Annotated in this window: 18 protein-coding genes; 11 read left to right on the forward strand and 7 right to left on the reverse strand. The window is 72.6% G+C overall.

Annotation, left to right across the window (positions count from 1 at the left end):
* Both gltB and CCN39_RS05975 read left to right on the forward strand, forming a co-directional pair.
* Positions 1-2,821: glutamate synthase large subunit (gltB, locus tag CCN39_RS05970; protein WP_086839157.1), on the forward strand; the 2,821-nt coding region annotated here is incomplete at its 5' end.
* Entirely contained in the window at positions 2,814-4,265 is a 1,452-nt protein-coding gene (locus tag CCN39_RS05975; RefSeq protein WP_086839159.1) for a glutamate synthase subunit beta, read from the forward strand. The genes gltB and CCN39_RS05975, both read left to right, overlap by 8 nt.
* A 57-nt stretch (positions 4,266-4,322) precedes the next feature.
* Here the strand turns inward: CCN39_RS05975 and CCN39_RS05980 are convergent, their stop codons facing one another.
* From CCN39_RS05980 to CCN39_RS05990, 3 genes are all read right to left on the reverse strand, one after another.
* Positions 4,323-5,129 carry a class I SAM-dependent methyltransferase gene (locus CCN39_RS05980; protein ID WP_086839161.1) on the reverse strand — a complete coding sequence of 269 codons (807 nt, stop codon included), beginning with the start codon at positions 5,127-5,129 and terminating at the stop codon, positions 4,323-4,325.
* 9 nt (positions 5,130-5,138) lie between these two features.
* Positions 5,139-5,594 (reverse strand): GbsR/MarR family transcriptional regulator, encoded by a 456-nt coding sequence (locus CCN39_RS05985; protein ID WP_086839163.1) that lies wholly within the window; start codon positions 5,592-5,594, stop codon positions 5,139-5,141.
* A 100-nt stretch (positions 5,595-5,694) separates the two neighbouring features.
* A complete protein-coding gene (locus tag CCN39_RS05990; RefSeq protein WP_086839165.1) occupies positions 5,695-6,570 on the reverse strand; it encodes an SDR family oxidoreductase in 876 nt (291 codons plus the stop codon).
* A gap of 82 nt (positions 6,571-6,652) precedes the next feature.
* On the opposite strand from CCN39_RS05990, the gene CCN39_RS05995 reads away from it, so the two are divergent.
* Entirely contained in the window at positions 6,653-7,225 is a 573-nt protein-coding gene (locus CCN39_RS05995) for a TetR/AcrR family transcriptional regulator (protein WP_086839167.1), read from the forward strand.
* Between the two features lie 98 nt (positions 7,226-7,323).
* Here the strand turns inward: CCN39_RS05995 and CCN39_RS06000 are convergent, their stop codons facing one another.
* Positions 7,324-8,193 carry an NAD(P)-dependent oxidoreductase gene (locus CCN39_RS06000; RefSeq protein ID WP_086839169.1) on the reverse strand — a complete coding sequence of 290 codons (870 nt, stop codon included), beginning with the start codon at positions 8,191-8,193 and terminating at the stop codon, positions 7,324-7,326.
* A gap of 115 nt (positions 8,194-8,308) precedes the next feature.
* On the opposite strand from CCN39_RS06000, the gene CCN39_RS06005 reads away from it, so the two are divergent.
* Positions 8,309-9,316, forward strand: coding sequence for a helix-turn-helix domain-containing protein (locus tag CCN39_RS06005; RefSeq protein WP_086839171.1), 1,008 nt, complete (start codon positions 8,309-8,311; stop codon positions 9,314-9,316).
* Between the two features lie 190 nt (positions 9,317-9,506).
* On the forward strand, positions 9,507-10,904 hold the full coding sequence (locus CCN39_RS06010; protein WP_086839173.1) for a Dyp-type peroxidase: 1,398 nt from the start codon (positions 9,507-9,509) through the stop codon (positions 10,902-10,904).
* Between the two features lie 40 nt (positions 10,905-10,944).
* Here the strand turns inward: CCN39_RS06010 and CCN39_RS06015 are convergent, their stop codons facing one another.
* Positions 10,945-11,841, reverse strand: a complete 897-nt coding sequence (locus CCN39_RS06015; protein ID WP_086839175.1) for an ROK family protein — start codon at positions 11,839-11,841, stop codon at positions 10,945-10,947.
* Positions 11,842-12,032: 191 nt separating this feature from the next.
* On the opposite strand from CCN39_RS06015, the gene CCN39_RS06020 reads away from it, so the two are divergent.
* Positions 12,033-12,242 (forward strand): CbtB domain-containing protein, encoded by a 210-nt coding sequence (locus CCN39_RS06020; RefSeq protein WP_003069169.1) that lies wholly within the window; start codon positions 12,033-12,035, stop codon positions 12,240-12,242.
* A gap of 18 nt (positions 12,243-12,260) precedes the next feature.
* Positions 12,261-13,013, forward strand: a complete 753-nt coding sequence (locus CCN39_RS06025; protein ID WP_086839177.1) for a CbtA family protein — start codon at positions 12,261-12,263, stop codon at positions 13,011-13,013.
* Between the two features lie 51 nt (positions 13,014-13,064).
* Here CCN39_RS06025 and CCN39_RS06030 read toward each other — a convergent pair whose 3' ends face one another.
* Both CCN39_RS06030 and CCN39_RS06035 read right to left on the reverse strand, forming a co-directional pair.
* Positions 13,065-14,546: a cobyric acid synthase gene (locus CCN39_RS06030; protein WP_086839179.1), complete on the reverse strand. Its 1,482-nt coding sequence runs from the start codon at positions 14,544-14,546 to the stop codon at positions 13,065-13,067.
* Positions 14,543-15,466, reverse strand: a complete 924-nt coding sequence (locus CCN39_RS06035) for a cobalamin biosynthesis protein (protein WP_086839187.1) — start codon at positions 15,464-15,466, stop codon at positions 14,543-14,545. The genes CCN39_RS06030 and CCN39_RS06035 overlap by 4 nt, the downstream gene beginning before the upstream one ends.
* A 36-nt stretch (positions 15,467-15,502) precedes the next feature.
* On the opposite strand from CCN39_RS06035, the gene CCN39_RS06040 reads away from it, so the two are divergent.
* From CCN39_RS06040 to CCN39_RS06055, 4 genes are read left to right on the forward strand one after another with little or no spacing between them, the layout of a single operon-like run.
* Positions 15,503-16,183: a bifunctional adenosylcobinamide kinase/adenosylcobinamide-phosphate guanylyltransferase gene (locus tag CCN39_RS06040; RefSeq protein ID WP_086839181.1), complete on the forward strand. Its 681-nt coding sequence runs from the start codon at positions 15,503-15,505 to the stop codon at positions 16,181-16,183.
* A gap of 13 nt (positions 16,184-16,196) precedes the next feature.
* Positions 16,197-17,210 carry a nicotinate-nucleotide--dimethylbenzimidazole phosphoribosyltransferase gene (gene cobT / locus CCN39_RS06045; protein WP_086839183.1) on the forward strand — a complete coding sequence of 338 codons (1,014 nt, stop codon included), beginning with the start codon at positions 16,197-16,199 and terminating at the stop codon, positions 17,208-17,210.
* Positions 17,211-17,233: 23 nt separating this feature from the next.
* Positions 17,234-17,950 carry an adenosylcobinamide-GDP ribazoletransferase gene (locus CCN39_RS06050; RefSeq protein WP_086839185.1) on the forward strand — a complete coding sequence of 239 codons (717 nt, stop codon included), beginning with the start codon at positions 17,234-17,236 and terminating at the stop codon, positions 17,948-17,950.
* Between the two features lie 14 nt (positions 17,951-17,964).
* Positions 17,965-18,474, forward strand: coding sequence for a SigE family RNA polymerase sigma factor (locus CCN39_RS06055; protein WP_244210635.1), 510 nt, complete (start codon positions 17,965-17,967; stop codon positions 18,472-18,474).
* Positions 18,475-18,602 lie beyond the last annotated feature (128 nt).

Genomic DNA, 18,602 nt, shown 5'->3' on the forward strand with positions numbered 1-18,602 from the left:
CGTCCACGTCAACGACGACGGCGACCTGCCGGAGTTCCAGGCGGTCACCGTGCTCGGCCGGTACAACGTGCACGGCGGCGGCGACGCGCTCGTCAAGCGCCTCGACGAGATCCGCGCCGAGGTGTCGGAGGCGATCGAGGACGGCGCCCGGCTGATCGTGCTGTCCGACCGCGGCGTCGACGAGAACCACGCGCCGATCCCCTCGCTGCTGCTCACCGGCGCGGTGCACCACCACCTCGTCCGCGAGAAGACGCGCACGCAGGTCGGCCTCATCGTCGAGGCCGGCGACGCGCGCGAGGTGCACCACATCGCGCTGCTCATCGGCTACGGCGTCGCCGCGGTCAACCCGTACCTGGCGATGGCGACCGTCGAGGAGATGGCCCACCAGGGCCTGATCCCCGGCGTGACGCCGAAGCAGGCGACGCAGAACCTGATCAAGGCGCTCGGCAAGGGCGTCCGCAAGACGATGTCCAAGATGGGTGTTTCGACCGTCGCGTCCTACACCGGCGCGCAGATCTTCGAAGCGATCGGGCTCGGCGAAGAGGTCATCGAGAACTGCTTCACCGGCACGACGTCCCGTCTCGGCGGCGTCGGCTTCGAGACGCTCGCCGACGAGGTCGCGAAGCGGCACAAGTACGCGTTCCCGGCCGACGGCGTCCGGGCGGCCCACCGCGAGCTGGAGACCGGCGCGGACTACCAGTGGCGGCGCGAAGGCGAGCCGCACCTGTTCAACCCGCAGACCGTGTTCAAGCTCCAGCACTCCACGCGGTCCGGGAAGTACGAGATCTTCAAGGAGTACACGAAGGCCGTCGACGACCAGGCCGAGAAGCTGCTGACGCTGCGCGGCCTGTTCGACTTCAAGTACGGCCAGCGGGCACCGGTGCCGATCGACGAGGTCGAGCCGGTCTCCTCGATCGTCAAGCGGTTCGCCACCGGCGCCATCTCCTACGGCTCGATCTCCATGGAGATGCACCAGACCCTCGCCATCGCGATGAACCGCCTCGGCGGGAAGTCCAACACCGGTGAGGGCGGCGAAGACGCCGAACGGCTCTACGACCCGGAGCGTCGTAGTGCCGTCAAGCAGGTCGCGTCCGGCCGCTTCGGCGTCACGAGCGAATACCTCGTCAACGCCGACGACATCCAGATCAAGATGGCGCAGGGCGCGAAGCCCGGCGAAGGCGGGCAGCTGCCCGGCGCGAAGGTGTACCCGTGGATCGCGAAGACGCGGTTCTCGACCCCCGGTGTCGGCCTGATTTCGCCGCCGCCGCACCACGACATCTACTCGATCGAGGACCTGGCGCAGCTCATCCACGACCTCAAGAACGCCAACCCGAACGCGCGCATCCACGTGAAGCTCGTGTCCGAGGTCGGCGTCGGCACGGTCGCGGCCGGTGTGTCCAAGGCGCACGCGGACGTGGTGCTCATCTCGGGCCACGACGGCGGGACGGGCGCGTCGCCGCTGTCGTCCATCAAGCACGCCGGCGGCCCGTGGGAGCTCGGCCTGGCCGAGACCCAGCAGACGCTGCTGGCCAACCGGCTGCGCGACCGGATCGTGGTGCAGACCGACGGCCAGCTCAAGACCGGCCGTGACGTCGTCATCGCGGCGCTGCTCGGCGCCGAGGAGTTCGGCTTCGCGACCGCGCCGCTGGTGGTGTCGGGCTGCATCATGATGCGCGTCTGCCACCTCGACACGTGCCCGGTGGGCGTCGCGACGCAGAACCCGAAGCTGCGCGAGAAGTTCACCGGCAAGGCCGAGTACGTCGTCAACTTCTTCGAGTTCATCGCCCAGGAGGTCCGGGAGTACCTGGCGGCGCTGGGCTTCCGGTCCATCGCCGAGGCCGTCGGGCACGCCGAGTTCCTCGACAAGCGCAAGGCGATCGAGCACTGGAAGGCGTCCGGGCTCGACCTGTCGCCGATCTTCCACGTGCCGGACATCGCCCCGGCCGGGCTGCGGCTGCAGCAGACGAAGCAGGACCACGGGCTGGAGAAGGCGCTCGACAACACGCTGATCCAGCTCGCCGAAGGCGCGTTGAACTCCGGTGACAAGGTGCGGCTGGAACTGCCGGTGCGCAACGTGAACCGGACCGTCGGCACCATGCTCGGCTCCGAGCTGACCAAGCGGTGGGGCGGCGAAGGCCTGCCCGACGACACCATCGACGTCACCTTCACCGGCACCGCCGGCCAGTCGTTCGGCGCGTTCGTGCCGAAGGGCATCACGCTGCGGCTCTACGGCGACGGCAACGACTACGTCGGCAAGGGCCTCTCCGGCGGACGGCTGATCGTGCGGCCGCCGCGCGAGGCCCGGATCGCCGCCGAGGATCACATCATCGCCGGCAACGTCATCGCCTACGGCGCGACGAGCGGTGAGATCTTCATCCGCGGCAAGGTCGGCGAGCGGTTCTGCGTGCGCAACTCCGGCGCGCTGGCCGTCGTCGAAGGCGTGGGCGACCACGGCGGCGAGTACATGACCGGCGGCCGCATGGTCGTGCTCGGCCCGATCGGGCGCAACTTCGCGGCCGGCATGTCCGGCGGCATCGCCTACGTGCTGGACCTGCCCGCGCACCGCGTCAACCCGGAGATGGTCGACCTCGACCCGCTCGACTCCGAGGACGCCGACTTCCTGCGCGAGACGCTGGAAAAGCACTACAACGAAACGGAATCCGCGGTCGCGCGGGAACTGCTGGCCGACTGGGACGCGGGCGTCGACCGCTTCGGGAAGGTCATGCCGAAGGACTACAAGCGCGTGCTCGCCGCCCAGGTGCAGGCCGAGCGCGACGGGCGCGACGTGAACGAGGCGATCATGGAGGCCGCACATGGCTGACCCCAAGGGCTTTCTGACCACCACCCGCGAAGAGCCGAAGCGGCGTCCGGTCGACCTGCGGCTGATGGACTGGCGAGAGGTCTACGAAGACTTCGCCACGACGAAGCTGCAGAAGCAGGCCGGCCGCTGCATGGACTGCGGCATCCCGTTCTGCCACCAGGGCTGCCCGCTCGGGAACCTCATCCCGGAGTGGAACACGCTGACCTGGCGCGAGGACTGGCAGCAGGCCATCGAGCGGCTGCACGCCACGAACAACTTCCCGGAGTTCACCGGGACGCTGTGCCCGGCACCCTGTGAGACGGCGTGCGTGCTCGGGATCAACGACGATCCCGTGACGATCAAGCGCGTCGAGATCTCGATCATCGACCGGGCCTTCGACGAAGGCTGGGTGACGCCCCAGGTGCCGGTCGCCCTCACGGGCAAGAAGGTCGCGGTCGTCGGGTCCGGCCCGTCGGGTCTTGCCGCGGCGCAGCAGCTCACGCGCGCGGGCCACAGCGTCGTGGTCCTCGAGCGGGCCGACAAGATCGGCGGGCTGCTGCGCTACGGCATCCCCGAGTTCAAGATGGAGAAGTCCCGCCTGGACCGGCGGCTCGACCAGATGCGCGCCGAGGGCACGGAGTTCCGGGCGTCGGTGAACGTCGGCGTGGACATCTCCGCTTCCGAGCTGACTTCGTCCTACGACGCCGTGGTGCTGGCCGGTGGCGCGACCGACTGGCGCGACCTGCCGATCCCCGGACGCGAGCTGGCCGGCATCCACCAGGCGATGGAGTTCCTGCCACCGGCCAACCGGGTCGCTTCGGGCGAGCTTCCGGTGTCCCCCATCGACGCCTCCGGCCTGGACGTCGTGGTCATCGGCGGCGGCGACACGGGGGCGGACTGCGTCGGCACGTCGCACCGCCAGGGCGCGCGTTCGGTGACGCAGCTGGAGATCATGCCGAAGCCGCCGGAGTCCCGTTCGGACGCGCACCCGTGGCCGACGTACCCGATGATCTACCGGGTGTCCTCGGCGCACGAAGAGGGCGGCGAGCGCCTCTACGCGGTGAACACGCAGGAGTTCCTGGGCGACTCCGACGGTCGCGTCCGGGCCCTGAAGCTGGTCGAGGTCCGCAACGAGGGCGGCAAGTTCGTCCCGGTGCCCGGTTCGGAACGCGAGCTGCCGGCGCAGCTGGTCCTGCTGGCGATGGGCTTCCTCGGGCCGCAGAAGAAGGGCCTGATCGAGGACCTCGGCGTCGAGCTGGACGCGCGCGGCAACGTGGCGCGCGACCAGGCGTTCAAGACGAGCCTGGACAACGTGTTCGTGGCCGGCGACATGGGCCGCGGCCAGTCCCTGATCGTGTGGGCGATCGCGGAGGGCCGCAGCGCCGCGGCCGGCGTCGACGCATACCTGACCGGCCGCGACTTCCTGCCCCGCCCGATCGCGCCGACGGACCGGCCGATCGCGTGAGACCCGGCGCCGGCGGAGGTGTCATCGTCGCCACCTCCGCCGGCGCTGTCCCACTTCTCAGAACCGGTAGCGGAGGATGCGCGTGCCCTGCCGGGACAGTGCGGTGCTGTGGCTCATGAGCCGGGTGGCCGCGCGCAGCGGCTGGGGAAAGCCGCCGACTTCCGGGGCGCGGGCGAGCAGGTTCTCCTCGACCAAGGTCAGGCCCGCGTTCCAGGTTTCGGGGTCGTGCGGATCGTCGAAGCCCTGGGCGGCGGTGATGCCGATGGCCTTGATGGTCGGGTGGTACTTCATCGACCAGGCGGCGAAGCGGGTGTAGCCGTTGATGGCGAGTTCGCCGGAGTCGAAGTGCGCGGTCAGCTCGCGGGTCATCCGCTGGAAGCTGTCGCCGGGCAGGAACGGCAGCAGGCCTTCGGCGACGATCACGGCCGGCCGGTCGCGGGGCAGCGGGTCGAGCCAGCCCGGCGTGGTCAGGTCGGCGCCGAGGCGCCGGGACCGGTCCGGGAGGAACCGGGCCCGCAGGTCGACGACGTCCGGGAAGTCGACGTCGTACCAGTCGACCCCGGCAGGCGGGTCGCAGCGGAGGACGCGGGTGTCGAGCCCGCACCCGAGGTCGAGCACGACGGCGCCCGGGTGGGCGGCGACGAACGCCCGGACCGCGTCGTCGAGCTTCTTGGCGCGCAGCGCGGTGCCGCAGACGAGGCTGGGCTTGAGCCGGAGCTTGGCGAAGTCGTAGTCGATCGCGCCGGCGATGCCCGCGGAGTGGGTGTCGCCGAGGATCGGATGGGGCAGCTGGGAGTCCAGGGCCCTCGCGTAGAGGGTGAGCAGCAACGTTTCCCGAAGCGGATCCAGGTCCAGAGTTTGCACGGGAAGTCCTCAGGGTTTCGGGGGATGGCGGGCGGCGATGTCGCGCAGCCAGGTCAGGGACTGCTGGGCGGCGCGGATGCGTTCGGTGCGGGGTCCGCTGCCGCCGGCGAGTTTCGCGCCCTCCTCGGCGATCTCGCCGAAGGCGCCGAGGCCGTCGAGCTTGCGCTGGATCACCTTGTGCCAGGCGTCGTCCTCGATGCGGTAGTAGGCGGTGCGGTCACCCGGCACGCGAACCTTGCGGACCAGGCCGATGGCGGCGAGGAACCGCAGGTTCGACGTCAGCGAGGCGCGGCTGGCCCGGATCGTCTCGGCGATCCGGCCGGCGGAGCGCTCGGGCGGGTCGCAGATCATCAGCAGGCCGAGGATGCGCCCGGTGATCGGGGGCAGCGCCCATTCCTCCACGCAGAACGTGGCCACCCGCTCGATCCACCGCAGCACCTCGTCCTGGTCGTCCGGATCGGACACCGCGCTCCTCCTCGGCCGGCTCGACGGTCGCCGGCACCGCGTCGTGGCTAGTTGTTTCAGTCTCGACTGAAACAACTAGCCACGTCAACCATGAATTTCCTCAGTGGTCGTAGTAACCCTGCTCGAGGTCGTCCAGCAGCCCCGGCCGCGTGGGGCGCCAGCCGAGCGACTCCTGCGTCTCCGCGCTGGACGCCGGCTGGTCGAGCGCCAGGATCCCGCCGAGGAAGCCGAGCTCTTCGGCGGCCACCGACGTGACCGGCAGGTCGAGCCGGCGGCCGACCACCTCGGCGACGTCGCGGATCCGCACGCCTTCGTCGCCGACCGCGTGCAGCACGGCACCTGCCGGAGCCTGCTCCAGCGCCAGCCGGAACACCTGGGCGGCGTCCAGGACGTGCACCGCGGGCCAGCGCTGGGTCCCGTCGCCGACGTAAGCCGCGATGCCCTTCTCGCGCCCGAGCGCGACCAGGCGAGCGATGAGCCCATGGGCGTCACCCTCGCCGTGGACCGAACGCGGCAGCCGGACGAGGGACGCGCGGACGCCGCGGTCCGCCGTCGCGAGGACGGCCCTGGCGATGTCCCCCCGGCCGGCCACCACGCCCGGGAAGACGGGATCGTCCCGCTCGGTCGACGGACGCCCGGGCACCATCGGCGTCCCCGAGGCGGCGGCGAAGGGCTTGCCGGCCAGGACGTCGGTCATGGCGCCGACGGCGGCCGCGTCGGTCCGGATCGCGGCGTCCATCCGGCTGAAGTCGTGCCCGAAGGCGAGGTGGACGACGCCGTCGGCACCGTCGGCACCCTTGCGGAGGACGTCGAGATCGGTGAGATCGCCGCGGAGGATCTCGGCCCCCGCGGCCGCGACGACGGCGGCGGCCTCGTCCGATCTCGCGAGCCCGACGACCGTGTGGCCCGCTTCGAGGAGTTCGGGCACGAGGGCCCGGCCGATCCAGCCGGACGCGCCGGTGACGAACACACGCATGAGCTTCTCCCTTAGTGATGACACCTGGTGCCATCACCATAGCACCGTGATGACACCCGGTGTCATCGCCTAGGCTGGGGGAATGAGCCGCTGGGAGCCGAACACGCGCGAGCGACTGCTCGACGCCGCGCTCGACCTCTTCGGCGAGCGGGGGTACGACAGCGTGACGGTCGCCGAGATCGCGGAGCGGGCCGGGCTGACGAAAAGGACCTTCTTCCGCCACTTCAGCGACAAGCGCGAAGTGCTCTTCGCGGGCCAGGAGATCCTGAGCCGGCTCTTCGCCGAAGCGATCGCGGATGCCCCGGCCACGGCCACCCCCATCGAGGCGGTCGCGGCCGCCCTGGCGGCGGCCACGACGCCGTTCGGGCCGCAACGCCGGGAGCGGGCGCGCCAGGTCCGGGCGGTGGTCGCCGGCCACACCGACCTGCGCGAGCGGGAACTCCTGAAGCTCGCGACGCTGCGGGCAGCCATGGCCGACGCGCTGCGGGCCCGCGGCGTCCCGGCGCCGACGGCGAGCCTGGCCGCGGAGATCGGGGGGCTCGCCTTCTCGACGGGCTTCGCCCGCTGGGTCGCGCCGGACAGCGAGCGGGAGTTCGCCGATTTGGTCCGCGAGGCCCTGGACGAGCTGATGGCGGCCACCACCACCCTCGACTGAGCCGCCGCGCGGTCACCGGACCTCGCGCCCCGGCCGCGCCCGATCGGCGAGCCCGGCTCGCGGACATCCCGCGGGCGCCGGACCCACCGCCCGCTCCGCTACCTCGCCGCCACCCGGCCCGCGAACACCTCCACCAGGCTCGCGAAGCTGTCCGACCCGTGCCCGGCCGCGCTCGCCCGTTCCATCATCGACTTCAGCAACTCCGGCAGCGCGTTGTCCACCCCGCGCGCCTCGGCCGCATGGATGAGATGCCCGATCGCCGCGACCTGGACGTCCACCGTGGCGTCATCGCCCGGGTAACGCCCTTCGTCGACCTGCTCCGCGTATCGCGCCAAGAACCGGTTCACCGTCCCCAGCCAGCGGATCGCCACCGGCGTGAACTCGGTCGCCGGCGTCTTCTCCGCCCCGGCCAGCGCCGCGCCGTGGAGCCAGCCCGCCATCGCCGACCACATCAACCCCAGCAGGGCCGCGTCGTACAGCGACGCCCGGCCCGCGTCCGCCCCGAGGTACACCGGGTCGCCCAGCGCCGCCAGCACCGGTTCGTGCGCGTCGAACACCGGCCGCGGCCCGCTGTACAGGAACATCACCTCCGCCGACCCCACACCCTCCGGCGTGGTCATGATCGCGCCGTCGAGGTAGCCGGCGCCCCGTGCTCCGAACCACCCGGCGGCTTCCTCCGCCTGCTCTGGCGCACCCGACGTCAGATTGACGAAATCCTTGCCGCCCAACGACTCTCGCTCGACCACCGCACGCAGCGCGGCGTAGTCGAGTACGCAGGCGACGACGAGCGGGCTCGCGGCGATCGCCTCCGCGGGCGTGGCCGCGAGCCGCGCGCCCCGCTCCACCAGCGGCGCCGCCTTGCCGGGCGTGCGGTTCCACACCGTCACCGCGTGACCGCGATCCAGCAGGGCCCCGGCCAGCGCCGAGCCCATCGCCCCCAGGCCGAGAACGGTCACAGACTGCTTCATTCCACTGCTCCCCAAAGGTCGGTGCTCATCTGCCGCCAGATTCGCAGCGCGGGCCGCCGCCGGCCAGTGGCACCACTGACCGCCCTCACCAAATTCCTGCCATACGATCGGGCGCATGAGCGCAGGGTCCGTCGCCCTGGTCGTGCCCGCGGAAATCGGGCTGCGGTCCTGGGATCTGTACGAAGTGAGCATCGCGGCCACCGTCTTCGGCGTACCGCAACCCGACCTGGCCGATCCCTGGTACGACCTGCGGATCTGCGGTATCGGCTCGCCCACGCCGGCCGCACCCGGCCTGGCCCTGCGGACGCCGTACGGGCTCGACGGCCTCGACGGCGCCGGCACGGTCATCGTGCCCTCGGTCCCCGACGCCTGCGTCGAGGACGGCGTGCCGGTGCCCCCGGACCTGGTGGCCGCCCTGCGCCACGCCCACGACAACGGCGCGCGGATGGTGTCGTTGTGCACCGGCGCCTTCGCGCTCGCCGCGGCCGGGCTGCTCGACGGCCGCCGCGCCACCGCCCACTGGATGCACACCGCCCAGCTCGCCGAGCGCCACCCGGAGGTCCGGGTCGACGACTCGGTCCTCTACGTCGACGACGGCGACGTCCTCACCAGCGCCGGGATGACCGCCGGGCTCGACCTCTGCCTGCACCTCGTCCGCCGCGACCTCGGCGCGCACGTCGCCAACCAGCTGGCCCGCCGGCTGGTCGTGCCCGCGCACCGCCCCGGCGGCCAGGCCCAGTTCGTCGACCTGTCCGTCCCCGCCACCGACGACGAGGGCCTCGCCCCGGTGCTGGACTGGGCCCGCGCCCACCTCGACCGCCCCCTGACGATCGAGGACCTGGCCCGCCGGGCCGCGGTCAGCCCGCGCACCTTCTACCGGCAGCTGCGGCGCGCCACCGGGACGACCCCGTTGCAGTGGCTGCTCAACCAGCGCCTGGCCCGCGCGCAGACGCTCCTGGAATCGACCGGGCTGTCCGTGGAGAAGGTCGCGGCGCTGAGCGGCCTCGGCACGGCGAACAACCTGCGTCACCACTTCCTCAAGCAGGTCGGCGTGGCACCGGGCGACTACCGGCGCGCGTTCCTCCGTCCCTCCTTTGTGGACACGCACGGGGAACCGGCTTAGTCCTGTTTCTTTCCGGCCGGAAACTATTTCACGCTCAACTTAATCTTTCGTGTGAAACCGGCAAACGGGTGGCACCGGCCCCCTCCGGCGTTGCACTCTGTATTCAGGGGACCCGGTCGGCCGAGGGGGGAGTCCGGCCGGCCGGGTGCCCGCCGAGAGGCGGGCGTTTCACAAGGGGAGGGAACCCGGAATGAGTATCGATCTGTCCACCACGCTGTCCTGGACCACGGCGACCGGCGATGCCGCGACGATGCTCGGCGAACTGCAGCCGAACATCCTCAAGGCCCACGTCCGCGACCACCTGTCCGCCCTGTTCATCGCTTTCGGCGACGCGGCGGAGGCGCGCGCCTTCCTCGTGTCGGTCACCGGGAAGATGAAGTCCGCCAAGGCACACCTCGACGAGGTGAGCGCGTTCAAGACCGAGGCCGGCGGGGGAACGCCGTACGTCGGCGTCGGGCTCACCGCGGCCGGTTACCGCGCCCTGGGCGTCGAGAACCTCCCGCAGGACCAGGCGTTCCTGCGCGGGATGACGGCGCCGGACACGCGGCAGCGGCTGGCCGACCCGCCGCGCTCGACGTTCGATCCGGGCTACCGCACGGAAATCCACGCCGTCGTGCTCGTCGGGGACGCCACCGACAAAACGATGGCGGCCCGCCGCAACGAAATCCTCGGCCTGCTACCCGATTCGGTCACCGTGCTCGCGGAGGAAACCGGCCTCGGCCGGGTCAACGCGCGCGGCGAGGGCATCGAGCACTTCGGGTACGTCGACGGCCGCAGCCAGCCGCTGTTCCTCACCGAAGACGTCGACGCGGAGAAGAACAACACCGACGGAATCAACGTGTGGAACCCGGCGTCACCCCTGGAGCAGGTGCTGGTTCCCGACACCGCGGCGCCGGATCCCGGCGTGCATTTTGGCAGCTATTTCGTTTTCCGCAAACTCGAACAGAACGTCCGGCGGTTCAAGCAGGCCGAAGCGGATCTGGCCGACACGCTCGGCCTCACCGGCGAAGACCGCGAGCGGGCCGGGGCGATGATCATCGGCCGGTTCGAGGACGGCACGCCGCTGACCACCCAGCGGGAAGACGGCGCGGAAAGCCCGGTGTCGAACAACTTCACCTACGACAGCGACCGCGCCGCGCTGAAGTGCCCGTTCCAGGCGCACATCCGCAAGACGAACCCGCGCGGCTCCGGCGGCGCCGAAGACCCGGCCGACGAGCGGCGGCACCTGATGGCCCGCCGCGGCGTCACGTACGGGGAGCGCCCGGACGACCCGAACGCCGACGTGCCGCCCGCGGCCCGGCCGAGCGGTGGGGTGGGGCTGCTGTTCATGGCCTTCAACTCACAACTGGGCAACCAGTTCGAGTTCACCCAGGCGGTCTGGGCGGACAATCCGGGCTTCCCGATCGTCGACGGCGTCACGCCGGGGCTGGACCCGGTGATCGGCCAGGGCGTGCGCGGGTCGTCGGACTACACCGTGGACTGGGGCGGCTCCGCGCGGCGGACGGCCGGCCCGGTGCCGCAGTCGGTGACGCTGCGCGGCGGCGAGTACTTCTTCATGCCGTCGCTGGCGTTCCTGCGTTCGCTCTGACCTCGCCGGAGGCCACCACTTCGGTGGCCTCCGGTCTCCCTCAGGCCTTGAGCAGGTCGAAGGCCAGCAACCCGGCGCCCAGCCGGCCGGCTTCGTCGCCCAGCTCGGCGATCCGCAGCTCCGGCATCCGCTGGAACGTCAGGTGCGCGGCCAGCCACTCGCGCACCGGCTCCAGCACGTAGTCAGCCGCGGTGAACAGGCCGCCACCCAGGACGATCACCTCCGGGCCGAGCAGCGTCAGCAGCGTCCGGATGCCGTGTCCGAGCCCGTCGAGCGCGTCCTGGACGACGGCGACAGCGACCTCGTCACCGCGTCGCGCCAGCTCGACGACCTCACGCGCGCCGTCAGCCGGGCGCCCGGTGCGCTCGGTGTAGCGGCGGGCGATCGCGGCCGCCGACGAGATCGCTTCCAGGCAGCCGGTCGCGCCGCAGCCGCACTTGCCGGCGTGGCCGACGTCGATGTGCCCGACCTCGCCGGCCTGCCCGTGCGCGCGGTGGATCCGGCCGTCGAGCAGCAGCGCGGCGGCGATCCCGGTGCCGACGGGGATGAACGCCGCGTTCGTCGCGCCCCGCCCGGCGCCCACGCGGAACTCGGCGATGCCGCCCGCGGTGACGTCGTGCCCGAAGGCGACCGGCAGTCCGAGCCGGTCTTCCAGGAGCTCGCCGAAGGGGACTTCGCGCCAGTCGAGGTTGGCCGAGAAGTGGCAGACCCGGGTCTGCTCGTCGACGATCCCCGGCACCACCACCCCGACCGCGGCCGGCTGCCCGGTGCCCGCCTGCTCGGCCAGCGCGGCCACGATGTCCACGGTCTGGGCGGCCAGCGCCGTCCCGTCCGCGCTGCGGGCCGTCTCCGCGCGCAGGGCTGCCTGGGGCTGGAGCTCCTCGTCGAGCAGCGCCGCCTTGATCGTCGTCCCGCCCACATCGAGGGCGGCCACCATTCGAGTCACCGCGGCATTGTCACATTGACGCGCGCGGAACGGCGGACCTACGCTCAACCGGCCAGACGAGGATTCCGGAACGCGGTGCAAGTCCGCGCGGTCGCGCCACTGTGACCCCCGCCAGGGGGAAGCCAGACCCGGACCCTCGTGATCGACCCCGATGAGGCCGCGAAAGCCCGAGGAGGCCACCGATGACCCAGACGGCAGCTCCCGCCGTTCCGCTCCCGATCCGCATCCCGATCCGTGAGATCGTGCCGTGGGCGGTGTTCGTGGTGCTCCTCGCCCTGATCGCGCTGTACTTCGTGAGCGCCGAGCAGGGCGCCACGGCGGTGTTCGCGAACATGTACGTCCACGAGTTCGTGCACGACGGCCGGCACCTGCTGGCCTTCCCCTGCCACTGATCGGCGGCACGCACTCCCATGATGAAGACCCTGCTGGTCCGCGGCATGCTCGCGGGCCTGATCGCCGGTGTGCTCGCGTTCGGGTTCGCCTACGCGTTCGGTGAGCCGTCGGTGAACGCAGCCATCGGCCTCGAGGAGTCCGCCGGCGGCCACGCGCACTCCCACGATGCTTCCGCTCCTGCGCCTTCCTCAGAAGAGGAAGAGCTCGTCCCCCGCGACATCCAGAGCACGCTCGGCCTGCTGACCGGCGTGCTCGTCTACGGCGTGGCGATCGGCGGACTGCTCTCGCTGGCGTTCGCGTTCGCCCAGGGACGGCTCGGTTCGCTGCGCCCCCGGCTGACGGCGTTGCTGCTCACGGCGGGTGCGTTCGCGGTGGTGTTCCTGGTGCCCTTCCTGAAGTACCCGGCCAACCCGCCGGCGGTGGGCCAGCCGGGCACGATCGGCTCGCGCACCGAGCTGTACTTCGGTTTCGTCGCGGTGTCCCTGCTCGTCGGCATTTTCGCCACGGTGTTCGGCCGCAAGCTCGCAGACCGCCTCGGCGCCTGGAACGGCTTCCTCCTGGCGGCGGCGGGCTACGTCGTCGTGATCGGCGTCGTCGCCTGGCTGATGCCGGTGGTCGACGAGGTTCCGGCGACCTTCCCGGCGTCGACGCTGTGGAGCTTCCGCACGGCATCGGTCGGCACCCAGGTGACGCTGTGGCTGGCGCTGGGCCTGACGTTCGGCGCCTTCGCGGAGAAGGCCCTGAACCGGCGCACCGCGGTCGCCGCCTGACCGAGCCGGGCCCGCCGAGCGGGTCCATGGACTCTCCGCTCCCCCGCCGGGCTAAGGCGCGCCCGGCGGGACGAACGGCAGGTCCAGCGGCGCCCCGCGCTCCAGCAGCGTCCGCAGCGCCGCCGTGTCCAGGTGCTCGCCGACCGCGTCCGCGAGCTTGTCCAGCATTTCCTCGCGCAGCTCGCCGAAGCCCGGCGCGTCCGGTGCCGGCGTCCACCCGACGCCGGCCTGCGCCGCCGCTTCGGTGAGCCACGCGCGGCGGAAGGCGTCGTTCTCGAACGCGCCGTGCCACATCGTGCCCCAGACCGTCCCGGCGCGCTGACCGTCCAGAAAGGACTCGGCCGGGCCCGTCGTGGCCACCGAGCCGTGGTGGATTTCGTAGGCGTCCACCCGGTGGCCGCGCCACGTTCCCGAGGGCCGGGCGAGCACCTTCTCCGCGGCGAACGTCACCCGCCCGGGCAGCAGGCCGAGGCCCGCGACCTCGCCCGCGCCGGACTCGACGTCGTCCACAATGGACCCCGTGAGCATCTGGTAACCGCCGCAGATGCCGACGACCGGACGGCCCGCGGCGGCCCGGGCCGTCACCGCCGTGTCCAGACCGCGCTCCCGCAGCCAGGCCAGGTCGGCCACGGTGGCGCGCGATCCGGGCAGCACGACGACGTCCGCCGCCGCGACGACGTCCGGGTCGGCGGTGAGCGTCACCGTGACCCCGGGTTCGGCGGCCAGCGCGTCGACGTCGGTGGCGTTGGACGCGCGCGGGAACCGGACGACCGCCACGCCGAGCCCGCCGCCGGGCGCCTCCCGGCGCCAGCCCGCCACGGCGAGGGCATCCTCCGAGTCGATCCACACCCGGTCCAGCCACGGCAGCACGCCCAGCACCGGCCGTCCGGTGACCTTCTCGAGGCTGTCCAGGCCGGGCCGCAGCAGCCCGACGTCGCCGCGGAACTTGTTGACCACCCAGCCCGCGACCAGAGCCTGGTCTTCGGCCGAGAGCAGCGCGAGGGTGCCGAACATGGCCGCGAGCACGCCGCCGCGGTCGATGTCGCCGACGACCAGCACCGGCAGCCCGAACCGCCGCGCGAGCCCCATGTTGACGTAGTCGCCGCCGCGCAGGTTGATCTCCGCCGGACTGCCGGCGCCTTCGCAGACGACGACGTCGTACCGCGCGCTGAGGTCCTCGAACGCATCGAAGGCGATCTCGGCCAGCCCGGCCCGCCCGGTGGCGTACTCCCCCGCTTCGAGCGTGCCGAACGGCTTCCCGAGCGCGACGACGTGGCTGCGCCGATCACTGCCCGGCTTGAGCAACACCGGGTTCATCGCCGCCTCGGGTTCCACCCCGGCGGCGCGCGCCTGCACCCACTGGGCGCGGCCGATCTCGGCCCCGTCGGCGCAGACCATGGAGTTGTTGGACATGTTCTGCGCCTTGAACGGCGCCACCCGCACCCCCCGGCGCGCAAGCCACCGGCAGATCCCGGCGGTGACCAGGCTCTTTCCGGCATCGGACGTCGTCCCGGCAACGAGCAGCCCGCTCACCGGGCCACCACCGCCGCCACCGCGACCGCAGCGGCGCCCACGCGACGCGACAACCGGACCGCCCGCCGCAGGTCGACCGGTTCCGGATCGCGCCCGTCCCCGAGCCGCGCCCGGCTCTCCACCTCGCCGCCGTAGCTGTTCGTCCCGCCGAGCCGGACGTCCAGCGCACCCGCGAAGGCGGCCTCGACCTGGCCCGCGTTCGGGCTCGGGTGCCGGGTGCCATCGCGGCGCCACATCCGCCACGCGTCCCGCGCCCGCCCGCCCGCGCACAACGCGGTGAGCACCGCCCCGATCCGCGACGGAACCAGGTTGACAACGTCGTCGGCGCGCGCCGCGGCCCAGCCGAAGCGGCGGTAGCGCGCCGAGCGGTAGCCGACCATGGCGTCGAGCGTGTTGAGCGCGCGGTAGCCGAGAAGACCCGGCATCCCGGCAACGGCGCCCCAGAACAGCGGCGCGACCACGGCATCCGAGGTGTTCTCGGCGATCGACTCGGTCGCCGCGCGAGTCAGCTCGGCGGAGTCGAGGGTTGTCGCGTCACGGGCGCAGAGGTGCGAGAGCCGTTGACGCGCTTCGGGTACTTCGCCGGCTTCGAGCAGGCGGGCCATTTCGGTGCCTTCGGCGGCGAGCCCGCGTCCGCCGAGCACAACCCACGTGGACGCGGCGGTGAGTGCGAATCGCGCGAAGGGACGTCGCCGCGTCGCCGTCTGGAGCGCGACGCCGAGGCCGACGGCGCCGAAGGTGCACAGCGCTGCGTACGCGGCTCCGCGCGGCTTCGAATCAGCCCACAGACGGTGTTCCAGCCGAGCCGCACCAGTCCCGAACAGGGCGACCGGATGGCCCGTTCGGGGGTCACCGAACAGAGCGTCGGCGACGTATCCGGTCACGAGTCCGGCCGCGGTTGTCCCTAGACGGAGTGGCACGTGGCGCACGGTAGCGCGTGCACCAGAATGCCGGGTATGACTGTGCCCAATGCCGCCTCCGAGAAGAAGCGTACGTCGGCGGGGCCCAATGCCGCCTCCGCGAAGAAACGTCCGTCGGCGGGGCTGACGCACCGGCTCGCCGGGTTCCTCGAGACCCTGGCTCGCGCCCTCCGCCGGTACGGGCGCGACGAGGGCAAGGTGCTGGTCCTCGGCGGCGTCCGCTCGGGGAAGTCACGGCACGCCGAGCGGCTCGTCGCCCACCACCCGCACCTCGTCTACGTCGCGCCGGGCCTGCCCGCGGGCGAAGACGACCCCGAATGGGCCGCGCGGGTGGCCGCGCACCAGGCGCGCCGGCCGGCGAACTGGAAGACCGTCGAGACGACCGACCTGGCCGGCATCCTGCGCACGGCGACCGAGCCGCTGCTGATCGACTGCCTCGGCACCTGGCTGTCCCGCGTGCTGGACGACGTCGGCGCGTGGCGGCAGAAGCCGGGCTGGGAGCACCGCCTGGACGACCGGCTCGAGGACTTCCTGGCCGCGTGGGCCGCGGCGCGGGTGCCGGTGGTCGCGGTGAGCAACGAGGTCGGCAGCGGTGTGGTGCCCGCAACGTCGTCCGGACGCCTGTTCCGTGATGTGCTGGGCGCACTCAACAACCGGGTGTCCGCCGACGCCGACCGGGTCGTGCTGGTCGTCGCGGGCCGGGCGCTCGACCTGTAGCCAGGAGGCGCCCGTGTTCGACGTACCCGTGCCCGACCCCGCCGCCCGCACCGCCGCACTGGAGCGGCTCGACGGCCTGGTCAAGCCGCTCGGCGCGCTCGGCAGGCTGGAGGAGATCGCGGCCTGGCTGTCCGCGGCGCACGGCACGGTGCCCCCGCGCCCGCTGGACGACGTCCGCGTGGTCGTCTTCGCGGGCGACCACGGCGTCTCGGCACTTTCGGCGTACCCGCGCGAGGTGACCGCGGCGATGGTGCGGGTGTTCCTGGCCGGCAAGAGCGGCGTGAACGTGCTGGCCGCCCAGGTCGGGGCGCGCGTGCGGGTCGCGGACATCGCCGTCGACTGGGACGGCGCGGACGTACCGCCCTCGGTGACGGCGCACAAGATCCGCCGCGGTTCGGGCTCGATCGACGTCGAGGACGCGTTGCTGCCGGGCGAAGCCCAGGCGGCGTTCGAGGCGGGCCGGGCGATCGCCCTGGAGGAGCGCGACGCGGACGTGCTGATCCCGGGCGACATGGGCATCGGCAACACGGCGATGTGCGCGGCCCTGGTGGCGGCCTCGCTGGGCCTGCCGGCGGCCGAGGTGGTCGGCACCGGAACCGGAGTCGACGCGGCGGGCCTCGAACGCAAGACGGCCGCGGTCGCGGCGGCCTTGGCCCGCACGGCCGGCCGCACGGACGACCCGTTCGAGCGGCTGACGGCATTGGGCAGCGCGTGCGTCGCCGCCACGGCGGGCTTCCTGGTCCAGGCGGCGGTGCTCGGAATCCCGGTGGTGCTCGACGGGGTGTTCTCGGGCGCGGCGGCCGTGGTGGCACGGGACATCGCGCCGGGCGCCGAGCAGTGGTGGCTGGCCGGCCACCGCTCGACGGAGCCTTCGCAGGCGTTCGCGCTGAAAGCTCTGGGCCTGGAGCCGATCCTGGACTTCGGACTCCGGCTCGGCGAAGGAAGCGGAGCGGTGCAGGCGGTCCCGACGCTCCGAGCGGCCCGGGCGATCTTGGCCGACATGGGACTGCTGGCCGACCTGGCATGAGCCGCTGGGCCGATGCCGCACGGATGGCCGTCGGAACGCTGACCACCGTGCCCGTGCCGGCGCCACGCGTCATCGATCGGCAGGTCGCCGGCCGCGCCATGGTGCTCGCGCCGCTCGCGGCGATCCCCCTGGCCGCCGTGGCCGGAGGGATCGTCTGGGCCGGGACCGCCGCCGGGTGGCCGGCACTGGCCACCGCCGCGCTGGCCCTCGGCGCCGTCGCGCTCGGCAGCCGGGGCCTGCACCTCGACGGGCTCGCCGACACCGCCGACGGCCTCGGCGCCTCCTACGACCGCGCCAAGGCCCTCGACGTCATGCGCCGCGGGGATTCCGGCCCCACCGGGGTCGCCACGCTCGTCCTGGTCCTCCTCGTTCAGGTCGGTGCCCTGACCGCCGCCAACCCGTTCACGGCGGCCGCGGGCGTGCTCATCGGCCGGTGCACGCTCTCCATGGCGTGCGCGCGCGGCGTCCCGACGGCTCGGCCGGAAGGGCTCGGCGCCACCGTCGCCGGCTCGGTCCCCCGCGCCGCGGCGATCGCCGTCGGTCTGGCCGCCACCGGGCTGGCCGTGCTGCTGCCCGGCCTGCCGTGGTGGCGTGGACCGCTCGCGGTCGGCCTCGCCTACGCCGTCACGGGAGCGCTCCTGTGGCGGTGCACCAAACGGCTCGGCGGCATCACCGGCGACGTCCTCGGCGCCGGTGTCGAAGCCGCCGTCGCGGCCGCGCTGGTCGCCTTGTCAACCTAGGCCCGTTGCCCAGCGTGTACCTGGTAAAGGAGGTCACCCTGGGCACCGATACCGCCGTCGACCCGGCGGAACTCTTCCGCGCACACCGCCCCGGCCTGGTCCGGCTCGCCGTGCTGCTGCTCGGCGACCGCGGGCTCGCCGAGGACGTCGTGCAGGACGCCTTCGTCGCGCTCTTCCGCCGCTGGCCGCTCGACGACCCGGCGGGCGCGGGCGGCTACCTCCGCGTCTCGGTGGTCAACGGCGCCCGCTCCGCGCACCGGCGCGCGGCCCGGCGGCTGCGGCACCGGCCCGGCGACCGCGGCGACGTGCCACCCGCGGACACCGGCGTCCTGCTCGACGAAGAGCACCGCGAGGTGCTGGCCGCCGTGCGCCGGCTGCCGCGACGGCAGCGGGAGGTGCTCGTGCTCCGGTACTGGGCCGGCCTTTCCGAAGCCGAGATCGCCGACACGCTCGGCGTCTCCCGCGGCACCGTCAAGACCTGCGCGTCCCGCGCGCTGGCGAAGCTGGAAGGAGAACTCCGATGACCGACGTCGAGGACCGCCTGCGCCGCGCCTTCCACGCTTTCGCCGACTCCGTGGACGTCCGGCCCACACCCCTCCCTTCACCTCGGCGACGGCTGGTCGCCCCGCTGTTCGCGGCAGCCGGCGCACGG

Origin of the sequence: Amycolatopsis kentuckyensis (assembly GCF_002155975.1) — a bacterium.
Classification (GTDB): Bacteria; Actinomycetota; Actinomycetes; order Mycobacteriales; family Pseudonocardiaceae; genus Amycolatopsis; species Amycolatopsis kentuckyensis.